This is a genomic window from Chryseobacterium sp. C39-AII1 (assembly GCF_039672645.1).
Classification (GTDB): Bacteria; Bacteroidota; Bacteroidia; order Flavobacteriales; family Weeksellaceae; genus Chryseobacterium.
On record NZ_JBDFPQ010000008.1, the window covers coordinates 67837 to 86381 of the forward strand.

Consider the following 18545-nt stretch of genomic DNA (forward strand, 5'->3'; position numbering starts at 1 on the left):
CCCCCCCCCCCCCCCCCCCCCCAACCCCAAAAGCGAAAAAAGCGAGTAGCGAAAGCCGGAAAAAGCTCCTAAAAAAGCTACTTTACATAAGATACACTGTCCGCTTTTTTATTTCGATAAAAAGTTTTGATGTATAAAAGTTTGCCTTCTTTACTGAAATATTTCCAGTCACCGAAGTAATACCAATGGCGTTCGTTTGCTGAAATGTCCAACTTCGTTTGTCCACTTTCCATAAGCCTTCCGTCGGGAAAATATCTTTTGATCTTTGTAATGTCTTTTCTTACTTTATTTTTTTCGTAAAGCTGACTTCCGAAATATATCTTCCACTTTCCTACTTTTTCGCCTTTATTATATTTTCCAATGGCGGTAAGTTTTCCATCGTCAGATGAATACTCTTCCTTCCATTTCCCATGTCTTTTCTTGTGTTTATCATCTGTTAGAATATACTGATTCATTTTAGTTTTACATGAAATCACTAAAATTAAGGACAAAAAGAGAATTATTTTATTCATAAAAAAACAGGATTTCTGTAAATATAAGAAATCCTGTTTTAATTCTACAATTGTAGAGCTATTTTGTTTTAAGAAATCACATTCAGTTCTTTTCCTACTTTTTCAAAAGCAGCAATCGCTTTATCCAAGTGCGCTCTGGTATGCGCTGCAGAAAGCTGAACCCTGATTCTCGCTTTTCCTTTTGGTACCACAGGATAAAAGAATCCGATCACATAAATTCCTTCATCCATCAGTTTTTCTGCCATTTTCTGAGCCAAAGGTGCATCGTACAACATTACCGGAACAATAGCTGCATCTCCATCTGGAATATCAAAACCTTTAGCTTTCATCTCCGTTCTGAAGTATTCTGCATTTTCCATTACCTGATCGCGAAGTGAAGTATCATCAGAGATCATATCCAACACTTTCAAAGCTGCACCTACAATTCCCGGAGCTAATGAATTAGAGAATAAATAAGGTCTTGAACGCTGTCTCAACATATCGATGATTTCTTTTTTACCGGAAGTAAATCCGCCCAAAGCACCACCTAAAGCCTTTCCTAGCGTAGATGTAATGATATCTACTCTACCCATTACTTCGTTGGCTTCGTGCGTTCCACGACCTGTTTTTCCGATGAAACCTGTCGCGTGAGAATCGTCAACCATCACCAAAGCATCGTATTTATCTGCCAAGTCGCAAACGCCTTTTAAATCAGCAACAATTCCGTCCATTGAGAAAACTCCGTCCGTAACGATGATCTTAAAACGGTGATTTTTTTCAGAAGCCGCAATTAACTGAGCTTCTAAATCCTCCATATTATTGTTTTTATAGCGATATCTTGCCGCTTTACAAAGACGTACCCCATCGATAATTGAAGCATGATTCAACTCATCAGAAATAATGGCATCTTCATCAGTAAATAAAGGTTCAAAAACACCTCCGTTTGCATCAAAACAAGCTGCATAAAGAATGGTATCTTCAAGACCTAAAAAGTCAGCAATTTTTTGCTCAAGTTGTTTATGAATATCCTGAGTTCCGCAAATAAAACGAACAGAAGACATTCCGTAACCGTGAGATTCAATCATATCCTGAGAAGCTTTCATGACTTCCGGATTGTTTGATAATCCCAGATAATTGTTGGCACAAAAGTTCAACAGCTTCTTTCCATTGGCTTCTATTTCTGCGCTTTGCTGAGAAGTGATGATTCTTTCTCTTTTGTAAAGTCCGTCGTTATCAATATTTTGAAGTTCGTTCTGTAAATTTTCAAGATACTTTTTAGAGATCATTGTAAGTAATTTTTTAGATGTGCTAATTTAATAAAATCGCGCAAACTAAACACGATTATGATTTTTATTGCGAAAACAGTTGTGTGCGATCTGATATTTTGAACACAAAGAGCACAGAGTTTTCTTTTACTGATTGTTTTTTAAGTTTCACGAAGCCATTACACTTATATAAGATAGCAGAGATTTAAAAAGAAAATTGACATTAGTTATCATGTTTTTTTATTATCAACGGAAAAATGACAATAAAAAGCTAGCATCCAGCAACTAAAAAACAAAAACCTCAAACTTTAAATTTTAAACCTTTTTAATAAATCAAAGAAAAAATACAAATAGTCTATAATTTTAGTAGACTAATTATTATATTTGTTCTTTTAAATTCAGGAAAATGAGATTATCACCAGTACAAAAGCTTAAAAATATTTCAACCCAAGACTTTCTTAACCTCTACATGAAACCTGCTAAGCCGGTTATTATGAAAGATTTTGTTGATCCGGAAAGTCCGGCCTTTACAAAATGGAATTATGATTACTTTAAAGAAATTGCAGGCGACAATAAAGTGAATATTTACGGAAGCGAAATTGAATCTTTAGATCGTATGGCGAGTAAACCTATCGGACAAAGCACATTTGCAGAATATCTGGATCTGATTACTTCCTCTCCCACAGAACGTAGACTTTTTTTATTTAATTTATTAAGTATAAAACCTGAATTAAAAAACGATTTACATTATAATGATGTCACTAAAGGAAAAATTTTAAAATGGCTGCCATTTATGTTTTTCGGAGGTGAAGGTTCTATCACAAGAAATCATGTGGATATTGATATGTCGCATGTTTTTATTACACAATTTCAGGGAATCAAAAGAATATGGCTTTTTCCTTGGGAACAATCGGATCTACTGTATAAACTGCCTTATAATTTTCACAGTATTACCAATATTAAAGAGCCTGATTATAATGAATTTCCTGGTCTAAAGTATTTAAACGGCTACGAAGCTGTTATAAAACCTGGTGAAACGCTTTATATTCCATCGGGTTGGTGGCATTATATTCAATATGAAACTGAAGGATATTCTGTTTCTATCAGAGCTTTACCTTCCAGTTTTATTGAAAAATGGCGAGGTTTCAGAAATTTAGTTTTGATCAGACATTTCGATAATGCCATGAGAAATATTTTTAAAGATCAATGGTTCAATTTTAAAGTAAGAAAAGCCACGCGAAAGGCAAATCGAGCCATCAAAAGACAGAAAAGTTTTCAAATATAAATCATCACAATATTAACCCATAAAACTACTTGCTATGGAATTATTATATGCTATGCTTTCATCAGAAAGATCTTTATTATCGTTTTATCCTATTCTATAACTTTTAAAAGACTCGGCTCAATCTAAAGATTGAGCCGAGCTCATTTATTTTTTCAGGAATTTAATATTCTTATCGTTGATCTTAAAAACATACGTTCCGGGAATTAATTTCTGAATATCAATTGATTTTCCGGGTTGATATTTTCCTTTTTCAACCAATTTTCCGTCAACAAAATAAATTGTGTATTCTGTTGATCTGATGATTCCTTTTACAAACAATTCGTTCTTCGCAGGATTTGGATACAATGCAAAATCTTCAACGTTAACATCAGCTGTTCCTAACGTTGTATCCTTTGTTACTGTAGAATTTCTTTCCAGCATCTGATATTCATAATTAAACTGAACGCTTGCCACAGGAAATGAAACTGCTTCTGTAAAATATTGATTATTGCTCGTATTATTTAATGTAAGATAAGCCACTTGGCCGCCGGTTCCGTTTACTTTTATCGGCAAAGGCATTTCAAAAAAGCTTACCGTCGGGCTGCTTTGTGTTTGTGAAACTTTAAAGGTCAAAGCCTGGTTTGTACCAGATTGCGCCCATCGGATATCATAGGTTGGATAACCTTCACCATATACCCAATCATTAAAAAATTCTGTAAAATCTTTACCTGTAGACTGCAGCATTGAAGCCTGTAAATCTGAAGTTTTTGCATAATTATACGCTAAATTAGGTCTCGAATGGTAATCTTTTACAGCCTGGTAAAATACATCATCTCCTAAAATCCATTTCATCATTCTCAAAATATAAGCTCCTTTTGCATACGACAATCTTCCACTGAAAATATAGGATTGATTTCCAACGTTGGCATCCGAAACATACGTACTTCCTGTTGGAACCTGTGTAATATAATCTTTTTGATTAGCTAAATATGCCATAAACTCAGTATTGGTCATCAAAAGTTTTTCCTGAGCAAGGTGTTCTCCAAAAGTAGCAAAGCCTTCATTTAGCCAAATGTCATTCCACGCACCACAAGTCACTTTATCGCCAAACCATTGGTGCGCAAGTTCATGTGCAATTACATATCTACCCCAGCCACTCATTGAAGACATCGTTTGGTGCTCCATACAAACTCCGTTATAATGAAATTCCATGTGACCATATTTTTCATTTCTGAAAGGATAGGGTCCAAAATAGGTTTCAAAAACATTCATAATATCTTTTGTCCAGTTGATATCAGCCATAATTGATGCATTACTTGCCGTTGTCGGATAAAGATAATTCACAAAAGGAAAAGGTGGATTTCCCATCGTGTCATTCAGCTTAACAAAATTCGTAATCGATAAAGCTACCAAATATGCGGTAATCGGATATTGAGTTCTCCAGAAAGTCAGTTTTTTATTATCAGGAAGTGAAGTTTCAGACATCAGTTTTCCGTTTGCCGCCACGCTGTATTGATTGGGCGTGGTAATTTTAAAATCAAACCTGTCGATCTTATCATTCATGCTTTGTTTTGTCGGAAACCAATCCTGCGCGCCAAATGGCTCATTTAAAGTGGCTAAAATTAAATTCCCGTTTTGAGAACCTGTAGAAAACGCATTGTTATTCGTCGCCGGAGCTCCTGAATAATGTATCGTTAAGGAATCTAAAGTATTCGCTGGAATAGAAGCCGGAAAATCTATTTTAATTTCCTTAGTAGCCAATTGCTGGAAAGGGAGATTGTTTCCGTGATACTGAACCTGAGAAACCGTTAAAACATTCGTCAAATCAAAATAAATACTGCTCATATTTTGATTCGGTTTAAAATGAGAAGTCACAGAACCCGAAATATTATACTGTGCAGGATCTAGAGAAACATCCATTCTCTGATATTGCAGATCATAATTTAAGGTATTCGGATTGATATTGTATGTCGTCATTTTTTGAGTAAATGACTTCATTTCTTTTTCAATTAAAGCTTTTCTTTCGATATTTTCATTCTGAGAATACAATTGCTGAAAAGTAAGCACGGCTAAAAACAGGAAGTAGAATTTTCTCATATTCAGAATATTATACTCAAAGATAAAAAAAACCTTCTAATCAATGATTAAAAGGTCTTTATATTGTTAAATAAATATTTTTAAAGGTCTAAAGCCGGCTCAAGAATTTTTTCCATTCTTTTTTTTACCATATCTACAGAACCTGCATAATTGTTTACCATTAAAGAGAAAACCAACGTTCTACCTGAATTTGTCTTCAGATAACCTGCCAAAGTTTTCACTTTATTTAAAGTTCCTGTTTTAGCAAAAACCTGTCCGTTTCCGGTTCCTAGGAACATTCTTTTTAATGTACCCGACTGTCCGCCAATTGGTAATGAAGTTAAATATGTTTGATAATATTTTTCATCCATCAAAGAAGTCAAGAACTTCACCTGAGAAATTGGAGTCACGTTATTTGCTCTTGAAAGCCCGCTTCCATCAATATAATTTAAGCCCAACATATCAAAACCTTCATCTTTCAAATGGCTAGTCACTACTTTTCTTCCCGATTCAGTCGTTTGATCACCTAAACTCTGGAAACCAACAGTTTTCAATAAAGCTTCAGCTAAACCATTGTCACTGTGCTGATTGGTATAATAAATAATATCTCCCAAAGTCGGAGATTTGTAAGCAGAAAGCAATTTTCTCGTTTCAGGCGTGGCATCCGTCATTTTTGGAGTTACCTTTCCGGTTACCGCTACTCCACTTTTCACCAAAGTTGTTCTGAAAGAGTTTGCCAAATAAGCTGGTGCATCGGGCAGTTTTGTAGTTAAAATTCCGTCACCTTCGTATTTATCGGCATATACCATTTGATTGTTATACGGCGACACATAGAAAAACTTCTTATCTGTCGAGAAGCCATTTTTCTTTACAATCAGCTTTTCATTAGCCGGATTGATTTCTCTTGTCGTTCCTGCCGGTAAATAATAATTATTATTTTCCAACCACACAACATTTTCCGGAAGCTTCGAAATGTTACCTTTGAAAAGCGCTGTCTGAATGATAATATCACCGTTTACCTTTTTGATTCCTTCACGAGAAATTCCGCTTACGAAGTCTGAAACAATATCTCTATAAGGTGCAGCTCCCGCTTTATTGGTTCCCAAAGAAGGGTCTCCGCTACCTACGATATAAAGATTTCCGTTTAAAACTCCATTTTCATCCACCGTTCCTGAATATTCCAACTGCGTCATCCAACGATAATTTTCACCCAACAGATTCATCGCGGTTTCTGTGGTTAATAATTTCGTGGTAGAAGCCGGAACCAAAGGGCTGGTTTCGTTGTACGAAGAGATTATTTTCTTCGTTTTCGGGTCGTACACTACAAATCCCCAGGTTGCATTTTTCAGCACGGGATCTGCCATCATTGTGTTTACATTAATGTCTACAAGTTCTTTAGGCGACAAAATAGTTTTCTCCACCATTGAAGTAATGGGAGAAGGTAAGTTTAAACTGCTCTTTTGATTGTCGTAAGCCTGAGAATATAGAACTGTAGATACGGTAGACTGGGCAAGGAAAAATCCTGAAGCCAATACCGCGGCGCTTGAAATATATTTTCTGAAATTTACCATCTATTTTTTCATTTTGCTATATATTTTGGATAAAGTAAAAATCAATGGGTTAAATTGAAAATTAAATTTCCAAACATATAATCAACGGTCAAAAGTAGAAAATATTGTTATATAGTACTTTAGTAGACTATTATAAAAGGCTATAAAGTTTGTTAAAAATTGTTAAAAATCTACAAAAACGTCTTTTTTAATGCTTTGATAAGCAGTAATTTCTTCAAATTCCGTTAGACTTAACAAAACCAGCTTCTTATATTCTTCATACTTTTTTCCTCGCGGTAGTTTTAGCATGATCTGAAACTGATACAAATTATTCAACCTTGCAATCTGTGCTTTTTCCGGGCCTAAAACACAATCTTCAGGCAGATATTTTCTTAAAATTGAACCTAAAAACTGAGAAGCGCGGTTTACTTTGTCTTCTCTTCGGTGTTTCAGTTCAATCATAATTAATTTTGTGAACGGCGGATAATGGAACTTTTGTCTTTCCGTTAAAATATATTTATAAACCTTAGCTGGATTATTCATTTTAATTAATTGAAAAACAGAATGATCCGGATTAAAAGTCTGAATTAAAATTTTCCCTTTCCCCGAAACTCTTCCCGCTCTTCCGGAAACCTGTGTAATCAGTTGATAAGCTCTTTCTTCCGCTCTGAAATCCTGAACATATAACATAGAATCCGCTTTGGGAATCGCCACCAATTCAATGTGATCAAAATCCAATCCTTTGGAAATCATTTGAGTACCAACAACAATATCCGTTTCTCGATCTTCAATTTTTTCGTATAATTTTTCGTAGGCAAATTTCTTTCGCATAGAATCTACATCCATTCTATCAACTTCATTTTCAGGAAATAATTTCACAACTTCTTCATGAATCTGCTCAACCCCTACCCCTCTTTCGTTCAAATTCTCAGAATGACATTTCGGGCAAGTCTTTGGTTTTGAAGCTCTCTGACCGCAATAATGGCATTTCATTTCATTTGCAGCTTTGTGATAAGTCATCACCACGTCACAATTCGAACAATAATTCACGTAACCGCAAGTTTCACATTCCACTACATTCGCATAACCACGGCGGTTGTGAAGAACAATTGCCTGATTTTTCTCGTCTACAACTTTCTTAATTTCATCAATTAAATACAAAGAAAAATTTCCCGAAACTTTTTTAGAATCCTGAGCTTCTTTAAAATTAATCAGTTCATATTCAGGAAGATTTACATTTCCGAAACGTTCTTCAAGAAAAACATATTTCATTTTATCCTTTCGGGCATTGTAATAACTTTCAACTGAAGGCGTTGCAGAACCTAAAATCACATTCGCTCCGTAAAAATGTCCAAAAACCAAAGCGGCATCTTTTGCATTAAAATAAGGTGAAACTTCTCTCGGTTTGTAAGCAGAATCGTGCTCTTCATCTACGACAATTAAACCTAAATTCTGAAAAGGTAAAAACAGCGCATTTCGTGTTCCAATCAGGATTTTAATATCATTTTGACGAATTCTTCTCCAGACTTCCACGCGCTCAAAATCGGTTAGTTTCTGATGATAAAAACCAAGCTGTCGACCGTATTTTTTTTCTAAACGTTGAGTAATTTGTTTAGTTAAAGCGATTTCAGGAAGCAAAAAAAGTACATTTTTGCCTTCTTGAATGCATTCTTCAATTTTCTCTAAATAAATATGTGTTTTTCCTGAAGAAGTAACGCCATGAAGAAGCACATTTTTACCTTCTTCAAAAGCTTCATCGACTTCTATTTTTGTCGATTTTTGCGCTTCCGAAAGTTCTTCCAATTCCTCAATTTCGCCTTCATAGCTTTCTATCCGGTCTTTCTGCATATAATATTCTTCAACCAAACCTTTATCAACCAAAGCCTTAAAATGTGAACTTCCAAAATATCCGTCTTCAAAAAGTTCTGATTTTTTGATATGCAAATCTGGATTTTCAGTCTGCTTTTCTAAAATATGTAGGAAAAGATCTTTCTGCTTCTGCGCTCTTTTTAATGATAAAAGGATTTCCGTAAGATTTTGTCTTTGTAAAACCTCATCATTGATTTTCACATAAGCAACTTCTTTTGCCTTGTATTTTTCAGCAATTTTTTCATCAATTTCAATATATTGCAAATCAATCAACGAATTGATGGTCTTGATGATATCTTTCTTCGGAATGAATGCTTCAATATCCGTTAAATTAATCAACTGACGCACTTCCAATGCCTGAATAAGATACATTTCGTTGACGTCGAGATTTTCAAATTCAACTTTTACATTGGGCTTTAATTTTAAATAGGTTTCGCTTTCCAGCTTTAAAGAAGACGGAAACGCAAAACGATAAATTTCTCCCAATCCACATAAATAATACTCTGAAAGCCAGTTCCAGAATTTGATCTGCTCTTGAGGAACAATCGGTTGGTCATCCAAAATACTGATGACTTCTTTCGCGACAAACTCAATCGGTTCTTTGTCATGAAGCTCAAAAACAATTCCAGTATAAATTTTCTTACCGCCAAACGGAACCAAAACCCGCATCCCGATTTGAATATCAGAGATTAATTCTTCGGGAACTTTGTAAGTGAAAGATCCTTTTAAGTTTAACGGTAAAACAATTTGAGCGTAATTCAAGAGAAATTTTTAAAATGTAAAATTAATTTTTTCTTTTGTGAACTGCAATTTTTTTGCTTTTTTGAACGCAAAGAACACTAAGTTTTTTTTTGACTACTATCCATTTTTAAGTTCAAAAAGGCGTTTTATTTAACTAAGTTTAATTTGTGGTGAATATAGCTGCATTATTGTCATTCAGAACGAAATGAAGTGGAGTGAAGAATCTATTTAACGCAAAAAGCGTAAAGTTTTTGTTATTTTTATTGAAAAAATTTTTCGTTCGCAAGGGAGTTTCACTCAGCAAATGACCTGATGTTTTTTACAACCTGACTTCATTCCGAATGATAGTTTTTTCTTTTCCTTGAATTGTAGAGATTGCTTCGCTTTGCTCGCAATGACAAATGTTTTAAGAATGACTTCCACCCTAGCCCGGATTGCAACGGCATCCTTTTGGGTTGCGGGCGCAGCGAAGCGGAGCCCGTAACCCAAAAGATATAGTGAAAAGCCGGAAATAGCTCCTGAAAAAATTGCTGGAAGTTGAAAGATGGATGATGGAAGTTTAAATGATTGAAAATAATAGATTTCTCCTTTCTCGAAATGACAAGTTTGGATTAAAATAGATACTCAATAATATAATACCAAATTGCTGAAGTAAAAAGTCCCACAATAATACTAAATCCGATGGTTAAATTTGTGAGTTTTGTATTTAACCTGAATTGCTCGGCGATAATGCTGGAAGTCAAAACAGCCGGCATGGCAGACTCAAAAATGGTTATTTTAGCAATATTTCCCTTTATTCCAAACAGAAAAGCTAAGCCAAGCGTAATGGCAGGAGCAAGAATCAATTTATAAAACATCGATGTTGACATTTGCGGAATTAATTTCTTCCAGCCGTTGAATTTTAATTGTAATCCGACAGAAAATAATGCTAACGGACTTACTGTTGCCGCCAGTTTGTCGAAAAACGGTTCTGCTGAAGTAAAATCGATGAACTGAGATAAGACCAATGCCGCGATACAACCCACCAACGGCGGAAAAGTTATCAATCTTTTTAGAATAAATTTTGCGCTTACTTCTCCAGATTTGCTTCCTCCCTTTAATGCAGCAATCATTCCCAATGTTGACAGTGAAAAAAACATGGTCTGATCACAAATAATAGCAATGCTTAAAAGACTTTCACCATAAAAAGCGGAAACCAACGGAAAGCCTAAAAATGAGGTATTGCTGTAGCCGCTTACCAATTCCAAGGTGCTTCTCGACCGCCTTGAATATCCTTTTCTTTTGCTGTAAAACATCATGAAGAAAAAACAGAAAACCGAAGTAAGAAACGTTGCAGCAATAGGAAAAAGCATTTCGGTACTCCAATGAACTTTCGGAAGATATTTGAATGAAACCGCCGGAAGTGCCAGGTAAAGAATCCATGTATTAATACCTTTGTAAGCATCGGGATGGATAGATTTTGTTGCTTTGAAGATCATTCCTGCCAAAATACATACCGCGATCAGAACAAAATTTACCATAACTTTTTTAGATAAGGGACAAATTTAAGGCTGATTTTTGGAAACAACTTAATTTTTAAAAAAAAAGCTTCAAGGTTTTGAAAACCCTGAAGCTTTAAATATCTTAATTCATTGTATCAAACAAGCTCATCACCTCAACTTTTTCCAAAGGTTTAGAAAGTATGATTCTTTTAGAGGTCTTCGGAAGCAAATCGAAGAAATTATCACTAAAATGAGCATCTCCAATTAGGTAAACATCTTTCACCAAAACATCTGTTGAAACTTCAATTTCGGTTGGGGATACTTTTTTGATCTGAATGATTGGCTTTGAAAGATTTAAATCCTTTGGTCTGTTAAAGTAGAATAATTTTTCGGATTTTTTATCCGTAGTATTAAAACTAATTTTTAAAACCGCTTTAGACAAATCGAATTTTGTAAAATCTTCTTTTTTTATTTCAAACTGTTTTTTACTTGAATTGGCTTCTACAATATTGGCAGTATACATTGACCATAAAACCTTGCCTTCAAAATTTAATAATTCTAATTCAGCATTACCTTTTATATCATTTAATAAATCATTAATGAAATAAATAGCATACGTTTTTTCTTTCTCTTCAACCGAGATTAAAAGGTTTTCAAAACTTCTTTTCACCTGATAATGCAATGCTTTCCAGTTTCCTAAGTAATCAATCGACGACCACGAAACCACTGGCCAACAATCATTTAATTGCCAATACAAAGTTCCCATATTGTAAGGTTTTGCGCGGCGATGCGCTTCGATAGCAACCTGCATTCCACGAGCCTGAAGCAATTGAGAAACATAGTTGTATTTCACGAAATCTGTCGGAATTTTATAATCTCTTTTCATATAATTATCGATGATTTCCCAACCTCTCGAATGTTTTTCGTGCGCTTTAATTATTTCGTTTTGTAAACTTAAATCCGGTTTTCCTGAAAACATCGATTTTGTAGTTTCCAACGTTGGCATTCCCTGAAAACCGTATTCAGACGCAAACCTCGGAACTTTTTCATTAAAGATTTCAAAGGGCTGCTCGCCCCACCAAACGCCCCAGTAATGAGAATCTCCCTCTGTTAAGCTTTCTTTATGTCCCCAACCGGTGGATGGTGAACTCGGCCAATAAATCGATTTATCTTTTGAAGCAACTTCATGAATTACATTAGGAATCACTTCATGAAAAAGCTTTTTATAATCTTTCCAAACTTGTAAAGAATCTTCTTTGGAATAATTAAGCTGCTTCTGATATCCCCAATTCACAATGGCTTCATCAATTTCATTATTTCCACACCATAAGGCTAATGATGCATGATTCTGAAGCCGATTTACCTGATATTTTACTTCTTCTTTTACATTATTAAGAAAATCTTCATCTGCCGGATAAAAGCTTCCTGCAAACATAAAATCCTGCCAAACCAAAATTCCGTTCTCATCACAAGCTTTGTAAAATTCATCATCTTCGTAAATTCCGCCTCCCCAGATGCGAATCATATTCATATTCCCATCTTTAGAATCTTTGATGAGCTTTTGATATTTTTCTTTGGTAATTCTTGGCGTGAAACTATCAGACGGAATCCAGTTCGTACCTTTTGCATACATTGGATTTCCATTGACTTTAAAATAAAAAGATTTTCCTTTCCCGTCTTTTTCCTGAATTAATTCAATTGTTCTCAATCCAATTCGTTCAGATTTTTCAGCGATAGTTTTCGAATCTTTTTGAAATGAAATCTTCAAATCATATAAATTCGGTTCTCCCCAACCATTGGGTTGCCATAATTTTGGATTTTGAATCTCATAAGGAATTGAAATTTGATTTAAGCCTAATTTTAAATTAATACTTTGAGATTTTCCATTAATTAAAAAACTATATTTTCCTTCTTTTTCCGCAAAAATTTCAGCATGGATTTTTAAATCTGCTTTTTGTTTTGTTACAATTTTCTGTTCAATTTTTACATTTTCAAGTTTGGCCTGATTCCAGAAATTTAATTTCACTTCCTTCCAGATTCCTGACGTCACCAATCTCGGCCCCCAATCCCATCCAAACTGATACTGTGCTTTTCTCACAAAACTTCTCGGTGTTTCAGGCATTGTAAACGGAACTTTTTTTGCTAATTCTTTTCCAATATTTACTGCCGATTTAAATTTAATCTGTAAAATATTTTCACCAATTTTTAAATTTTGCTTAACAGGAATTTCCCATTTTCTGAACATATTATCAGTGGTTTGCAGTAATTTTTCATTTACATAAATTTCAGAAAACGTATCCAATCCATTAAAAACCAATTCAATATTCTGATTTTTTAATTCGTTCGAAGAAATATTAAATGAAGTCTGATAATCCCAATCTTCATTTTCCACCCACTGTACTTTTTTTTCATTTTCATCTTTGTACGGATCGGGAATAATTTTGCTATTCATCAAATCCAAATGTACTGTCCCCGGCACGGTGGCCGTGAGCCAATTTTTATCCTTACTATTCTTAAAAATCCATTTTTCTGAGGATAAATTTCGTTCGGAAAACTGAGCATTGATTAGGGTTTGTATAAAAAGAAACGCAAAAAATACAGTTTTTTTCATCAATAATTTGAGTTATATTGGTATTTAACGGAATGCTTGTCATTCTGACGAAGGAAGAATCTAAACCATTAAGATTAAAGTTTAGTTTTAAGAATATTAAGTTTAGATTCTTCACTACGCTTCGCTTCGTTCTGAATGACAAACTAAACGTATATTTTTTTAATATTTATTTACTCTTCAAAGCAATCACTTCATCCGCATTTGCAAAAGCCTCGCCATCAGTAATTGCAGAAGAATGAAAATATCTGGCTTTTGTAAACTCTCTAAGTTCTCCGATATTCGAAGAACGAAGTCCGCCACCGACAAGAATTTCGATTCTTCCGTTGGATAATTCAACCAGCTTTTTCAGGTTTTCTTTACCTTCTGAAACGGTTGGTTTTTGTCCTGAGGTTAAAATTGTTTTAAAACCACATTCAATGACTTTTTCCAAAGAATTTTCTAAATCTTTTGCTCTGTCGAAAGCACGGTGAAAAGTACATGGATAGGGTTTCGCCAATTCAACCAACTCTTTATTCTGTTCAACATCAACCTCATCATTTTTATCTAAAATTCCGAAAACGAAACCATCTACATGTAATGATTTTAACTGAATTAAATCCGATTTCATTTGTTCAAACTCCGTGTTAGAATACGTAAAATCTCCACCACGAGGGCGAATCATCACAAAAATCGGGATATTGATTTTTTCTCGAAGCTGTTTTACAATTTCGAAATCCGGTGTGGTTCCGCCTTCGCTTAATCCGTCGCATAATTCTATTCTGTCGGCTCCGTTTTCAAACGCAATGATGGCTGATTCAGGATTAAAGCATGCTATTTCTATTTTTGACATTCTTTCAGTTTAAAGTTCAATGTTTAAAATTTAAAGTTATTTCAAAGCAAACTCAGGTTTTTCCAAACGGTTTCCTTTCTGATCATAAACGGCAAAGTTAAATCCATCCTGAATACAATACGAACCATATTCCCCTTTTTTATTAATCGCGATAAAGCCAACCTGAATATCTTTTAAGTTTTTATTTCTTCTTTTTGTAATGTTTACAATTCTTTCAACCGCCTCTTTACAAGCCTGTTGAGGATTTCTGCCCTGTCTCATTAATTCAACAACCAAATGAGTTCCAACCGTTCTAATGACTTCTTCACCATGACCTGTTGCTGTCGCTGCACCTACCTCATTATCAACAAATAAACCCGCTCCGATGATTGGCGAGTCTCCTACTCTTCCGTGCATTTTGAACGCCATTCCACTTGTTGTACAAGCTCCTGAAAGATTTCCCTGTGCATCCAAAGCAATCATTCCGATGGTATCGTGATTTTCAATATTGACAATGGGTTGATATTTACTGTCTTTAAGCCATTCTTTCCACTCTTTTTCGGATTCGGCAGTTAAAATGTTTTCCTTTTTAAAACCTTGAGAAACGGCAAACTGTAAAGCTCCGCCTCCCACCAACATCACGTGAGGTGTTTTTTCCATTACCGCCCTTGCCACAGAAATAGGGTTCTTAATATGTTCCAAAGCTGCCACCGAACCAATATTGTAGTTTTCATCCATAATACAGGCATCCAGAGTCACCTTTCCGTCTCGGTCAGGACGCCCGCCATAGCCAACACTTCTTTCCGTCGGATCATTTTCAACCAAACGAACGCCTTTTTCCACCGCGTCCAAAGCCTTTCCGCCTTTTCCAAGGATCGTCCAGGCTTCTTCGTTCGCTTTTAAACCAAAGTTCCATGTGGAAAGAACGATTGGTTTATTAATTATTTTAGGGTTCGCCTCAGGCAAATCTTTAGCAATTAAATCCAACGGATTCAACAATAAGGCGGAAGATGCCAATGCTGTATTTTTAAGAAATTTTCTTCTTGAGTTCATTTAAGTTTAGGGTTTAACGTTCTTTGTTCAAGGTTCAAGGTTTAAAGAAAAGTAGGTAAAGTCCTATGTTTAAATTTTGAACATTAAACATAGAACCTTTAATTTTATAGAGCTCCAATTTCGTCAACAAAAAGCCAAGCTTTTGAATCTGCTCCCGGATTTCCTGCCGGAATAATTCCTGCATTTTCTATTTTGAGTTTAAGATATTTTGAATTTTGATTTCCAACGTTGAGTTTAATTTTTCCTTTCGCTGCCAGAATTTCATCTTTTCCGATTTCTTTAATCATTTTAAAGCTCTTTCCATCATCAGACACAAAAACCTGAGCCGATTTTGCAAAATGAATCCAGCTTCCTTTATTATCTAAAGTATTAAAGTATACTTCTGAAAACTGAGTTTTCTGTCCTAAATCAATCGTTGCAACCACATCTTTTCCCTGGAAGCCCAGCCATGTTTTTCCCAGTTGCTTTACATTTCCGACAATTCCATCAATTAAGGTAAATGCGCCACCGAAAGAATAATTTTCACTGGGTTGCTGTTCCAAAGTAATGGTTTTTCCTGTCGTTTTTGATGTTATAAATTCCTGTGAAGAAACCGCACTTTTTAATTCACCATTTTCAAAATAAGCAGATTTTATGGTCATTGATTTTGACACAGGAATCGGATTTTGATAAGTCTGAGAATTTGCAGTCGGATTTGTTCCGTCTAAAGTATAACGAATCCCGTTTGGATTTTGCGAAGTTGAAAGTTCATAAGAAATCCCTTGAGTAGCTGAGATTACTTTTCCGGTAACATTATAAATACTTTTCGCATAATTAACGCCCATTTTATCCAATAATTTGAATTGATTGATAACACGACCTTCAAATTCCTTATAATTTTTAGAATCCGAAGTACCCCAACCTACTTCCGAAAGCGCCATCATTCTTGGAAAAACTTGATATTGAACTGTTTTAAAATCAAGAATATATTCTGTCCAAAGATTTGCCTGAACTCCCAAAATATATTTAGCCTGCTCCGCATTCAACTCCTCAGGAATCGGGTTATAAGAATATACTTTATCTAAAGGTGTAAAACCTCCAAAAGCAAGAGGCTCTGTTTGAGGATCTCCCTGATAATGATCAAAATAGCAATAAGAACCCGGCGTCATCACCGCAAAATGTCCTGATTTTGCAGCTTCTACTCCACCTTTTATTCCTGTCCAGCTCATGACAGCTGCATTGGGAGCCAATCCACCTTCCAAAATCTCGTCCCAGCCAATTATTTTTCGACCTTTTGAATTAACATATTTTTCAATCGTTTGGATAAAATAACTTTGCAATCCATGTTCATCCTTCAGGTTATTTTTCTTGATTAAAGCCTGACAATGTGCACATTCTTTCCATCTTGTTTTCGGGCATTCATCGCCACCAATATGGATATATTTTGAAGGAAAAAGCGCAATCACCTCATCCAAAACGTTTTCTAAAAATTTGAAAGTCTCCTCTTTGGGGCAAAAAACATCATCAAAAACACCCCATTTCGTAGCCGGTTCAAAAGGACCTTTCGTACAAGCCAGTTCAGGATAAGCTGTTAAAGCAGCCAAAGCGTGCCCCGGCATTTCGATTTCCGGAACAACCGTGATATGTCTTTCTGTTGCGTATTTTACCACATCTTTAATTTGATCTTGTGTATAAAAATAAGGTCCGTAAGGTTTTCCGTCAAATGTATTATCAACATACGCTCCAATCATCGATTCTTTACGTTTTGCACCAACAGTTGTTAATTTCGGATATTTTTTAATTTCAATTCTCCAGCCTTGGTCGTCTGTTAAATGCCAATGAAAAGTATTCAGTTTGTACATTGCCAAATAGTCGATATATTGCTTCACTTCTTCAACCGTGAAGAAATGACGACAAACGTCTAAGTGCATTCCTCTCCAGGCAAACTTCGGTTGATCTTCAATTTTTACCGCAGGAATTTTTTTATCTTTTTGATTACTTTGGATTAATTGTATTAACGTTTGTAATGCTAAAAAATATCCCTGTTTTGTATAAGATTTTATCTGAATCTGTTTTGGAGTGATTTCTAAGCTATAAAACTCATCATTCTGTTCAGATTTTCCTGATTTTGGCAGTTGAGAATACACCAAATTAGCGTCTGACTTATTAGATTCTTTAAATTTCAGGTCTGAACTTAACCTTTTTTTAAAGTATTCAGTTTCATTTTTAGGTAATTCACTATTAAGTATAAATGTTTCGGGAAGTGTAAAATTTCCTTCATTTATATTCACATTATGGGGATAAGGAATTAAATTCAACTTATTTTGCGAAAAAATTGTATTTGAAAGCAATACAAAAAATATTAAAATAGCGCGTATCATTGGTTCGGATTAGGTTTTAGCTAATATAATTATTTTATGAAAACTTCTGTAAACAATTTAACTTTTTGCATCAGAAAACATCTAAATTTGCAAAAATATCTTATGAGAAAAACGATTTTATTGGTTAGCGGATTACTATTTTCAGTTTCAACACAAGCGCAGATTTTAGATGTGATAAAATCTACGGTAAAAGATAAAACAGGCATCGACCTCAACACTCCTGTAAAAGGAACAACCACTTCTACAACTCCTACAAAAACTTCGACAAAGACTTCGCCTATCAATTTGGGAAGTTTAACATCAACTCAGATTTCATTGGGGTTAAAAGAGGCTTTGAGCATGGGCGTAAGAGAAGGAGTGAAAAAACTAGGTGTGACTGATGGTTTCCTGAAGAATGAAGCGGTGAAAATTTTAATGCCCGAAAAATTAAGAAAAGTAGATGCTACATTACGCTCTGTTGGGTTAGGAAGTCTGGCGGATCAAGGTGTCAAATTACTGAACAGAGCTGCTGAAGATGCAGTAACAGAAGCCACTCCGATCTTTACCAGCGCGATTACTTCTATGACAATCACAGATGCCAAAAATATTCTTTTAGGCAACGATAATGCCGCGACCAATTATCTGCAGGGAAAAACCCAAAGTCAGTTATTTACTGCTTTTGAGCCCAAAGTAAAGGCTTCGCTAGGAAAAGTAGGCGCAGATTCAGTTTGGAAAAGTTTGATTTCAAAATATAATATGTTAACGGGGCAAGCGGTAACCACAGACCTTAATGAATACGTAACCACGGAAACCATCAACGGTGTTTTCAAAATGGTGGCTGATAAAGAAAGTGGCATCAGAAACACGCCGACAATGAGAACCACAAGTATTTTACAGAAAGTTTTCGGAGCTCAGGATAGCAAATAGTTTTTGAAGCTATTTCCCGCTCTCCGCACTCGCTATTTAGTTAGGTTTCGGCGCGGCAGCGAAGCTGCCG

General features: G+C 35.1%; 12 protein-coding genes. 2 read left to right on the forward strand and 10 right to left on the reverse strand.

What is annotated here, in order from left to right; translation table 11 throughout:
- Positions 1 to 77 precede the first annotated feature (77 nt).
- Together ABEG63_RS13335 and kbl are read right to left on the reverse strand one after the other, a co-directional pair.
- Positions 78 to 455, reverse strand: a complete 378-nt coding sequence (locus ABEG63_RS13335; RefSeq protein WP_346585438.1) for a hypothetical protein — start codon at positions 453 to 455, stop codon at positions 78 to 80.
- A 125-nt stretch (positions 456 to 580) separates the two neighbouring features.
- Positions 581 to 1777 (reverse strand): glycine C-acetyltransferase, encoded by a 1197-nt coding sequence (gene kbl / locus ABEG63_RS13340; protein ID WP_267406079.1) that lies wholly within the window; start codon positions 1775 to 1777, stop codon positions 581 to 583.
- Between the two features lie 385 nt (positions 1778 to 2162).
- On the opposite strand from kbl, the gene ABEG63_RS13345 reads away from it, so the two are divergent.
- Complete coding sequence (locus tag ABEG63_RS13345; protein WP_346585440.1) at positions 2163 to 3041, forward strand: cupin-like domain-containing protein; 879 nt, start codon at positions 2163 to 2165, stop codon at positions 3039 to 3041.
- Positions 3042 to 3185: 144 nt separating this feature from the next.
- Here ABEG63_RS13345 and ABEG63_RS13350 read toward each other — a convergent pair whose 3' ends face one another.
- The 8 genes from ABEG63_RS13350 to ABEG63_RS13385 form a co-directional block, all read right to left on the reverse strand.
- The gene (locus ABEG63_RS13350) at positions 3186 to 5117 is read right to left on the reverse strand and encodes a M1 family aminopeptidase (RefSeq protein ID WP_346585442.1); all 1932 of its coding nucleotides are present in this window, start codon (positions 5115 to 5117) and stop codon (positions 3186 to 3188) included.
- Between the two features lie 80 nt (positions 5118 to 5197).
- Positions 5198 to 6667, reverse strand: a complete 1470-nt coding sequence (gene dacB / locus ABEG63_RS13355) for a D-alanyl-D-alanine carboxypeptidase/D-alanyl-D-alanine-endopeptidase (RefSeq protein ID WP_346585443.1) — start codon at positions 6665 to 6667, stop codon at positions 5198 to 5200.
- A gap of 162 nt (positions 6668 to 6829) precedes the next feature.
- Positions 6830 to 9277 (reverse strand): primosomal protein N', encoded by a 2448-nt coding sequence (gene priA, locus ABEG63_RS13360; RefSeq protein WP_346585445.1) that lies wholly within the window; start codon positions 9275 to 9277, stop codon positions 6830 to 6832.
- A gap of 590 nt (positions 9278 to 9867) precedes the next feature.
- Positions 9868 to 10776 (reverse strand): AEC family transporter, encoded by a 909-nt coding sequence (locus ABEG63_RS13365; protein WP_346585447.1) that lies wholly within the window; start codon positions 10774 to 10776, stop codon positions 9868 to 9870.
- 103 nt (positions 10777 to 10879) lie between these two features.
- The gene (locus ABEG63_RS13370) at positions 10880 to 13348 is read right to left on the reverse strand and encodes a glycoside hydrolase family 2 protein (RefSeq protein WP_346585448.1); all 2469 of its coding nucleotides are present in this window, start codon (positions 13346 to 13348) and stop codon (positions 10880 to 10882) included.
- Between the two features lie 166 nt (positions 13349 to 13514).
- Positions 13515 to 14177 (reverse strand): copper homeostasis protein CutC, encoded by a 663-nt coding sequence (locus ABEG63_RS13375; protein ID WP_267406068.1) that lies wholly within the window; start codon positions 14175 to 14177, stop codon positions 13515 to 13517.
- Between the two features lie 36 nt (positions 14178 to 14213).
- The gene (locus ABEG63_RS13380; RefSeq protein WP_346585450.1) at positions 14214 to 15209 is read right to left on the reverse strand and encodes a N(4)-(beta-N-acetylglucosaminyl)-L-asparaginase; all 996 of its coding nucleotides are present in this window, start codon (positions 15207 to 15209) and stop codon (positions 14214 to 14216) included.
- Between the two features lie 104 nt (positions 15210 to 15313).
- Entirely contained in the window at positions 15314 to 17569 is a 2256-nt protein-coding gene (locus ABEG63_RS13385; protein ID WP_346585452.1) for a family 20 glycosylhydrolase, read from the reverse strand.
- 102 nt (positions 17570 to 17671) lie between these two features.
- Here ABEG63_RS13385 and ABEG63_RS13390 point away from each other — a divergent pair, with 102 nt between their 5' ends.
- Entirely contained in the window at positions 17672 to 18475 is an 804-nt protein-coding gene (locus tag ABEG63_RS13390; RefSeq protein ID WP_346585453.1) for a DUF4197 domain-containing protein, read from the forward strand.
- Positions 18476 to 18545 lie beyond the last annotated feature (70 nt).